The sequence below is a fragment of the Microbacterium sp. genome (assembly GCF_035277845.1).
In the GTDB taxonomy this organism is placed as follows: Bacteria; Actinomycetota; Actinomycetes; order Actinomycetales; family Microbacteriaceae; genus Microbacterium.
The window spans coordinates 1-8214 of the sequence record NZ_DATEJS010000069.1 but is presented as its reverse complement, the minus strand read 5'-3'; the positions used below and the strand labels follow the sequence as shown (position 1 = coordinate 8214).

The window sequence follows — 8214 nt, the reverse complement described above, 5'->3', positions numbered from 1 at the left end:
CGCTCGCTCAACGACCGGGAGGCTGGACCCGCATTTCGACTCCCTCGGCTCGCTCGACCACCGGGAAGTGGTCGACGCGTTTCGTCTCGCTCCGCTCGCTCAACGACCGGGAACCGGGAAGCGGTATCCGCGTTTCGGCTCGCTCCGCTCGCTCAACGACCCGGGGACCGGGAGGCGGGACCCGCGTTTCGTCTCGCTCCGCTCGCTCAACGACCGGAGCCCCGGGGACAGGGAACCGGGAGCCGGCGGGTCAGGCCATCGTGTCGAGGATCGCGCTCATCTGCTCGAAGGTGGTGAGCGGGTTGATGATCGCGAAACGCGTGTTCGGGCGTCCGGCGTGCGAGCTCGGCACGACGAACGCGCGCTGCGAGTCGAGCAGGCCCGCCGACCAGCGCTCGTAGTCGTCGCGGTCCCAGCCCTCGCGCTCGAACACGACCACCGACAGCTGCGGGTCGCGCACCAGTGTCAGGTACGGCCGCGAGGCGATCTCATGCGCGATGCGCTGGGTCAGCGCGATGATCTCGGTGACGGCCTCGCGGTACGCCTCCGTGCCGTGCGTGGCGAGCGAGTACCAGAGCGGCAGGCCGCGCGGGCGCCGGGTGAGCTGGATCGAATAATCCGACGGATTGTACTCGGGCTTGTCGTTGAGCGTGTCGAGGTACTCGGCGTGCTGGGTGTGCGCGCGGCGGCCGATCTCGGGGTCGCGGTAGATGAGCGCGCACGCGTCGAAGGGCGAGAACAGCCACTTGTGCGGGTCGACGATCACGGAGTCCGCGCGCTCCACCCCGGCGAACCGGTCGCGGGCGAGCGGCGAGAGCATCGCGGTGAGGCCGTACGCCCCGTCGATGTGCAGCCAGAAGTCGTATTCGTCCTTGAGCGCCGCGATCGACGCGATGTCGTCGACGATGCCGAAGTTCGTCGACCCGCCGGTCGCGACGACGGCGAAGACAGCGTCGCCGTACTCCTCGAGCGCTGCCCGCACCGAGTCCGCGTGCAGCATGCCGTCGTCACCGGCGGGCACGGCCACCGTGTCGACGTCCATGACCTTGGCGGCCGACTTGTTCGACGAGTGCGCCTCGGCACTGCACACCATCTTCCAGCGCGTGGGCTCGGGCTTGCCGGCCGCGGCGAGCCGCTCGCGGGCATGCGACCGCGCGGCGACGAGCGCGGACAGGTTGCCGATCGTCCCGCCCTGCACGAAGACGCCGCCCGCGCCCTCGGGCAGCCCGAACTCGGTGCGCAGCCACTCGAGCACCTCGTTCTCGGCGTAGACGGCGCCGGAGCCCTCCATCCAGCTGCCGCCGTACAGGCTCGACGCGGACACGGCCAGATCGAACGCGATCGCGGCCTTGGTCGGTGCCGCCGGGATGAACGAGAGGTACTGGGGGTGGTCGATCGTGAGGCACGCGGGGGCCAGGATGTGCTCGAACACGGCCAGGGCGCGGGCGCCGCCCATGCCCTCGGGGATGACGGTGGGTCCGGCCAGCCGCTTCAGGTCGGCCTCGGAGACGGGCTTGTCGAGCGGCACGTCCGTGGACAGCAGCCGGCGCCGGGCGTAGCCCAGCACGGAGTCGACGATCAGGGCGTTGTCGGGGGTGTTGGCATGCATGCGCGCGGAGGACTCAGTCACGACACCAACCCTAGAAACGGGCGTGGATGCTTTTCAATAAGCAACACGCGTCAATTCGGATTGATAGTGCGCACTCTGTACATCACCGCAGTACATTGAGTGCATGACCGCGCCCATCGACGATCTGGACCGACGTCTGATCGCGCTGCTGCGCGCGAACGGGCGCGAGCCGGTCGCCTCACTCGCCGCGCGCCTGGGCGTGACGCGCACCACCGTCTCGAAGCGCCTGGAGCGCCTGCTCTCGACCGGCGTGATCGTCGGGTTCTCGGTGCGCGTGCACGACCCGGCCGCGCACAGCGCCGTGCGCGCGGTGACCATGATCGCCGTCGAGGGGCGGGATGCGCGGGAGGTCGTCCGCGGACTGCGGGGCATCCCGGAGATCGCTGCGCTGCACACGACGAACGGCCGCTGGGACCTCGTCGCAGAGCTCAGCTGTGACGGCCTGGCCACGTTGGACGCGGTGCTCGGCGTCATCCGCACGTTGGAAGGAGTGCGCGACAGCGAGACGAGCATCCTGCTGTCGTCGGCGACCGTGTGATGCCGGCGGGGGGCGAGGCGTTTCGGCTCGCTGCGCTCGCTCAACGACCGGGGGGGGAAATGCGTTTCGGCTCGCTTCGCTCGCTCAACGACCGGGGGTGGAGATGGGGCGGCGGCGGGGACGTCAGGCGCGGAGGGCGAGGGTGAAGGGCAGCACCTCGGGGGCACCGGCTCGGCGCAGCTCCCTCGCCGCGACCGTGAGGGTCCAGCGGCTGTCGGCGATGTCGTCGACCAGGAGCACCGGGCCGTCCGGCATCGCCAGGTGCGCGGCGGTGAAGGCATCCCACACCCCGGCGAGGCGGAACGCGCTGTTGCCGCCCGAGCGGCCGGTCGGACCACCGTCCGCCGAGCCCAGCTCCCCCAGGTACTCCAGGCGTCCGACCTCCGCGATCCCCCGAGCGAGGGATGCCACGAGCTGCGGGCGCGTGCGGGACGGCACCGCGGCCACCGCCACGGGGCGCCGCTCCCAGCCCCACCCCGCGAGCACGCGGACGCAGCCCGCCAGCAGCTCCGGAGTGATCGGGGCATCCGTCGCGCCCTCGGCGAACAGCCGCCGCAGGGTGCCGCCCCAGCCGAGGTCGGTCAGGCGGGCCAGCGCTCGCCCTTCGGCCGGCTGTTCATCGGCCGCGATGCGCCCGCTGACCGTGACGCCGAGTCGCGCGACCCCGGACGGCCAGAGCCGGCGAGGCTCGATCGGCACCCCCACCCGGTCGAGCACCGCGTCTGCGGCCGCGCCCTCCTCGGCCCTCACCTCCGTCGGATACCACGCCCCCGCGCATGCGTCGCACCGGCCGCACGGCGCAGCGGTGTCGTCGTCGAGCGCGCTCTGCAGGAACGCCATGCGGCACTGCTCGGTGCGCTCGTAGTCGAGCATGCGCTGCTGCTCGGCGGTGCGCTCCGCCGCGATGCGGCCGTAGCGCTCGCCGTCGTAGGTCCAGGGCAGCCCGGTGGCCACCCACCCGCCCGACACGCGACGGACCGCGCCGTCGACGTCGAGCACCTTCAGCAGGAGCTCCAGCGGCGACCGCCGGATGTCGACCATCGCCTCGAGCGCCTGCGTCGACACCGGTGCATCCCCGAGCGCCGCGAGCACGCGCTCGGCCCGGTCGCGGTCGGGCATGGATGCCGTGGCGAAGTAGTGCCAGATGTCGCGGTCTTCGGCCGCCGGCAGCAGCAGCACGTCGGCCGAATCCGTCGCGCGACCTGCACGCCCCACCTGCTGGTAGTACGCGACGGGCGACGACGGGGCACCGAGATGCACCACGAACCCGAGGTCGGGCTTGTCGAAGCCCATCCCGAGCGCGCTCGTGGCCACCAGCGCCTTGACCGCGTTCTCTTTGAGCGCCTGTTCGCACTCCGCCCGCTCGTCGGGGTCGGTCTGCCCTGTGTACGCACGCACGTCGTGCCCGCGCTCCCGCAGCAGCCGGGCGGTGTCGTCCGCGGCGGCGACGGTCAGCGTGTAGATGATGCCCGAACCGGGCAGGTCATCGAGGTGGCTCGACAGCCACGCGAGCCGCTGCGGCGCGCTGGCCAGGTGCAGCACGCCGAGGCGAAGGGATGCCCGGGCCAGCGGGCCGCGGATCGTGAGCACCTCGACGTGGCCGGTCGCCAGCTGCTCGCGGACGTCGGTGACCACCCTGCGGTTGGCCGTGGCCGTCGTGGCCAGCACAGGCACGTCCGTCGGCAGCTGGGAGATGAGGTCCCGCAGCCGTCGGTAGTCGGGCCGGAAGTCGTGCCCCCAGTCGCTGATGCAGTGCGCCTCGTCGACCACCAGCAGGCCCATCCGGCGCACCAGATCGGGGAGCTGCTCGTCGCGGAACGCCGGGTTGTTCAGCCGCTCCGGGGACACGAGCAGCACGTCGATCTCGTCGCGCTCGAGCCGGGCGCGCACGTCGCCCCACTCCTGCGGGTTGGTGGAGTTGATCGCGACCGCCCGCACGCCGGCGCGCTCGGCGGCGGCGATCTGGTCGCGCATCAGGGCGAGCAGGGGCGAGACGAGCACCGTGGGTCCCGCTCCCGCGCGGCGCAGCAGCAGGGTCGCGACGAAGTACACCGCCGATTTGCCCCACCCCGTGCGCTGCACGACGAGCGCCCTGCGGCGATCGGCCACGAGCGCCTCGACGGCCTCGAACTGTCCGTCGTGGAAGTCCGCGTCGGGACGACCGGTGAGGGCGCGCAGGGCGTCCCGCGCGGCGTCGCGGATCGGCGGAGCGGCGGTGTCGGGGTGCGGAGTCATTCACACAGGATGCCTCATGGGTCCGACATCGGGCGGGCCGGGCGTTTCGGCTCGCTTCGCTCGCTCAACGACCGGGGGGCGGGGGCGGGGGTCAGCCGGCGAGGGCGAGGAGGGCGCCGATCTGGGTGCGGCGTTCCTCGGCGGTGCGGGCGATCGGGGTCACGGTGAGGGTGTGCACGCCGGCGGCCTCGAACGCGTCGAGGCGGGCGCGCACCTCGTCGGGCGTGCCGACGAGGCTGATCCCGCGGGCGAATTCATCCGGCACCGCGGCGACGGCCTCGTCCTTGCGGCCGGCGAGATAGAGATCCTGGATCGTCTCGGCCGCCTCGCCGAAGCCGTAGCCCGTGGCGACGTCGTTGTAGAAGTTGCGACCCCGGGCGCCCATGCCGCCGACGTAGAGGGCGATGTGCTCCTTGACCACCGACAGCGCCCTGTCGCCGTGCGGGCCGATGGAGAGGGCGGGACTCGCGTACACGTCGAGGTCTCGCAGGGTGTCCACGCGCTTGGCCATCCCGTCGGCGAGCGCGTCGCCCCACACCAGCGACGAGCGCTCCGGGTGGAAGAGCGTCGGCATCCAGCCGTCGGCGATCTCCGCGGCCTGCGCCACCGCCTTCGGGCCGAGCGCGGCCACGACGATCGGGATGCGGGCGCGCACCGGCTCGTTGATGAGCTTGAGCGGCTTGCCGAGGCCGGTGCCCTGGTCGGCCGGCAGCGGGATCGTGTACGCCCGGCCGTCGTAGTCGAGGCGCTCGCGGCGCCAGACCGCACGGCAGATCTCGATGATCTCGCGGGTGCGCGTGAGCGGCATGTCGTACGGCACACCGTGGAACCCCTCGATCACCTGGGGGCCCGACGCCCCGATGCCGAGCGTGAACCGCCCGTCGCTGACGAAGTCGAGCCCGGCGGCGGTCATCGCCGTGAGCGACGGGGTGCGCGTGTACAGCTGCAGGATGCCGCTCGCGAGTTCGATCGTGGAGGTCTGCGCGGCGAGGTAGCCGAGCTGGCTGACCGCGTCGAACGAGTACGCCTCAGGCACGACGACCAGTTCGAGCCCGTCGGATTCCAGCTGTGTCACTTCGGCTGCGGCTTCGCGGAACCCGCCCGCGTAGTCCAGCATCATCCCGATCCTCATGAGGCGAAATGCTACCCGTCACGGCCGCGCTCCCCCGCCGTCATCCCGCTGTAACAAACCCGGGCGTACTGTGCCCCTTATGCATCTGACTCCCGGCGAGACGGAGAAGCTGCTGCTCTCCGTCGCGGGCATGGTCGCCCGTGACAGACATGCGCGCGGGGTGAAGCTCAACCATCCCGAGACGGTCGCTCTGCTGAGCACATGGGTCATCGAACGGGCCCGGGACGGCCGCCGCGTCGCGGACCTCATGGTCGAAGGCCGCGAGGTGCTCACCACCGACGACGTCATGCCGGGCGTCGCCGAGATGCTGCACGACGTGCAGGTCGAGGCGACCTTCCCCGACGGCCGCAAGCTCGTGACGCTGCACTGGCCGATCCAGGATGCCGGCGGGCAGACCCCCGGCCACGGAGTCGTGCCCGGCGAATACGACATCGAGCCCGGGACGCTGGAACTCAACGCCGACCGCTCCGCCGACGAGCGCCGCACGTTCACGTTCGTGAACACCGGCGACCGGCCGGTGCAGATCGGATCCCACCTGCACCTCCCCGACGCCAACGCCGCCCTGCAGTTCGACCGGGATGCCGCGCAGGGTTTCCGCCTCGACATCCCCGCCGGCACGTCGCAGCGCTTCGAGCCCGGGGCGTCCCGCACCCTCGACGCCGTCGCACTGCACGGCGCACGCCGGGTGCCCGGCATCCAGCTGCGGCACGGCACCGATGACGGGCGGGACGGCTGATGCGCATCGATCGCGAACGGTACGCCGCCCTGTTCGGCCCGACCACGGGCGACCGGGTGCGGCTCGGGGACACCGACCTGTGGATCCAGATCGAGCAGGACCTCACGTTCGGCGGCGAGGAGGCCGTGTTCGGCGGGGGCAAGTCGATCCGGGAGTCCATGGCCCAGGGCATGGCGACCCGCGCCGACGGCGCCCCGGACACGGTCATCACGAACGTCATCGTGCTCGACTGGTGGGGCATCGTGCGCGCCGACGTCGGGATCCGCGACGGGCGCATCGCGGCGATCGGCCGCGCCGGCAATCCCGACATCGCCGACGGGGTGCACCCCGACCTCGTGATCGGGCCGTCCACCGACGTGATCGCGGGCGAGGGCCGCATCCTCACCGCCGGCGGCATCGACTCGCACGTGCACCTGCTGTCGCCGTCGCAGATCCACGAGGGTCTCGCGACAGGCATCACGACGGTGTTCGGCGGCGGCACCGGGCCGTCCGAGGGGTCGAAGGCGACCACCGTGACGCCCGGCGCCTGGCACCTGCAGACCATGCACCGCGCGCTCGACCGTCTGCCCGTGAACGTGCTGCTGCTCGGCAAGGGCAACACCGTGTCGCGCGAGGGACTGCGCGAGCAGGCGCTCGCCGGTGCAGGCGGCTACAAGGTGCACGAGGACTGGGGCTCCACCCCGGCGGCAATCGACGCGGCGCTGCGCGCGGCCGACGAGTGGGGGCTGCAGGTGGCGCTGCACTCCGACTCGCTCAACGAGGCCGGGTTCGTGCAGTCCACGATCGACGCGATCGGCGGGCGCGGCATCCACGCGTTCCACGTCGAGGGCGCCGGCGGCGGGCACGCACCCGACATCCTCTCGATCGCCTCGCTGCCCAACGTCATCCCGGGGTCGACGAACCCGACCCTGCCGCACACCGTCAACACCGTCGCCGAGCACCTCGACATGCTGATGGTCTGCCACCACCTGAACCCCGCCGTGCCGGAGGACCTCGCCTTCGCAGAGTCACGCATCCGGGCCACCACGATCGCGGCGGAGGACATCCTGCACGACATGGGCGCCCTGTCGATCACATCGTCGGATGCGCAGGCGATGGGCCGGATCGGCGAGGTCATCGCGCGCACGTGGCAGGTGGCGCACGTGATGAAGCACCGGCGCGGGGCGCTCTCGACCGCGCTGCCCGCCGACAACGAACGCGCCCGCCGGTACGTCGCGAAGTACACGATCAACCCGGCGATCGGGCACGGCATCGACCACGTCGTCGGGTCGGTCGAGCCGGGCAAGCTCGCCGACCTGGTGCTGTGGGATCCGCGGTTCTTCGGCATCCGGCCCGAGATCGTGATCAAGGGCGGCGGCATCGTGTGGGGCTCGCTCGGCGACCCGAACGCGTCGATCCCGACGCCGCAGCCGACCCTGCTGCGGCCGGCGTTCGCGGACGCCGTCGGGGCCGACCTGTCGGTGTCGTTCGTCTCGCCCGCGGCCCTCGACGACGGGCTCGAGGAGCGTCTCGGTCTGCGACGCAGGCTCGTCGCGGTGCGCGACACGCGTGCGGTGACCAAAGCCGACCTGAAGAACAACGACGCCCTCCCCCGCATCGACATCCGACCCGACACGTTCGCGATCTCGATCGACGGCGACACCGTCGAGCCCGCCCCCGTCGACCGGGTGCCGCTCGCCCAGTTGTACTCCCTGTTCTGAGACGCGGATCGCGATGGAGACGACAGCGGCATCCGTGGCATCCGGCACGCTCGCGATGCTGCTCGCCGACGCGCGTCTGCCCACCGGCGGGCACGCGCACTCGGCCGGGGTCGAGCCCGCGCTGCAGGGCGGAATGCCGGCGTCCGAGGTGCCCGCGCTGATCCGCGGCCGGGCCGTGACGTCGTCGCTGGTGGACGCCGGCACCGCCGTGGTGGCCCGGCACGTGTTCGCGAGCGACGGCCC

Annotated in this window: 6 protein-coding genes and 1 pseudogene; 4 read left to right on the top strand and 3 right to left on the bottom strand. The window is 72.0% G+C overall.

The window, feature by feature from the left end; translation table 11 throughout:
* Positions 1-250: 250 nt before the first annotated feature.
* A complete protein-coding gene (locus VJR25_RS02990; protein ID WP_324112382.1) occupies positions 251-1609 on the bottom strand; it encodes a pyridoxal phosphate-dependent decarboxylase family protein in 1359 nt (452 codons plus the stop codon).
* 124 nt (positions 1610-1733) lie between these two features.
* Between VJR25_RS02990 and VJR25_RS02985 the strand changes: the two genes are divergently transcribed.
* Positions 1734-2168 carry an Lrp/AsnC family transcriptional regulator gene (locus VJR25_RS02985; RefSeq protein ID WP_324112376.1) on the top strand — a complete coding sequence of 145 codons (435 nt, stop codon included), beginning with the start codon at positions 1734-1736 and terminating at the stop codon, positions 2166-2168.
* 123 nt (positions 2169-2291) lie between these two features.
* Here VJR25_RS02985 and VJR25_RS02980 read toward each other — a convergent pair whose 3' ends face one another.
* The gene (locus VJR25_RS02980) at positions 2292-4403 is read right to left on the bottom strand and encodes a RecQ family ATP-dependent DNA helicase (RefSeq protein ID WP_324112373.1); all 2112 of its coding nucleotides are present in this window, start codon (positions 4401-4403) and stop codon (positions 2292-2294) included.
* A 91-nt stretch (positions 4404-4494) separates the two neighbouring features.
* Entirely contained in the window at positions 4495-5535 is a 1041-nt protein-coding gene (locus VJR25_RS02975) for an LLM class F420-dependent oxidoreductase (protein ID WP_324112371.1), read from the bottom strand.
* Between the two features lie 79 nt (positions 5536-5614).
* Between VJR25_RS02975 and VJR25_RS02970 the strand changes: the two genes are divergently transcribed.
* The 3 genes and pseudogenes from VJR25_RS02970 to VJR25_RS02960 form a co-directional block, all read left to right on the top strand.
* The gene (locus VJR25_RS02970) at positions 5615-6271 is read left to right on the top strand and encodes an urease subunit gamma (protein ID WP_324112369.1); all 657 of its coding nucleotides are present in this window, start codon (positions 5615-5617) and stop codon (positions 6269-6271) included.
* A complete protein-coding gene (locus VJR25_RS02965) occupies positions 6271-7971 on the top strand; it encodes an urease subunit alpha (protein WP_414683711.1) in 1701 nt (566 codons plus the stop codon). Before VJR25_RS02970 ends, VJR25_RS02965 begins: the two co-directional genes overlap by 1 nt.
* A 13-nt stretch (positions 7972-7984) precedes the next feature.
* A pseudogene (locus tag VJR25_RS02960) lies at positions 7985-8214 on the top strand (urease accessory protein UreF); the annotation flags it as partial.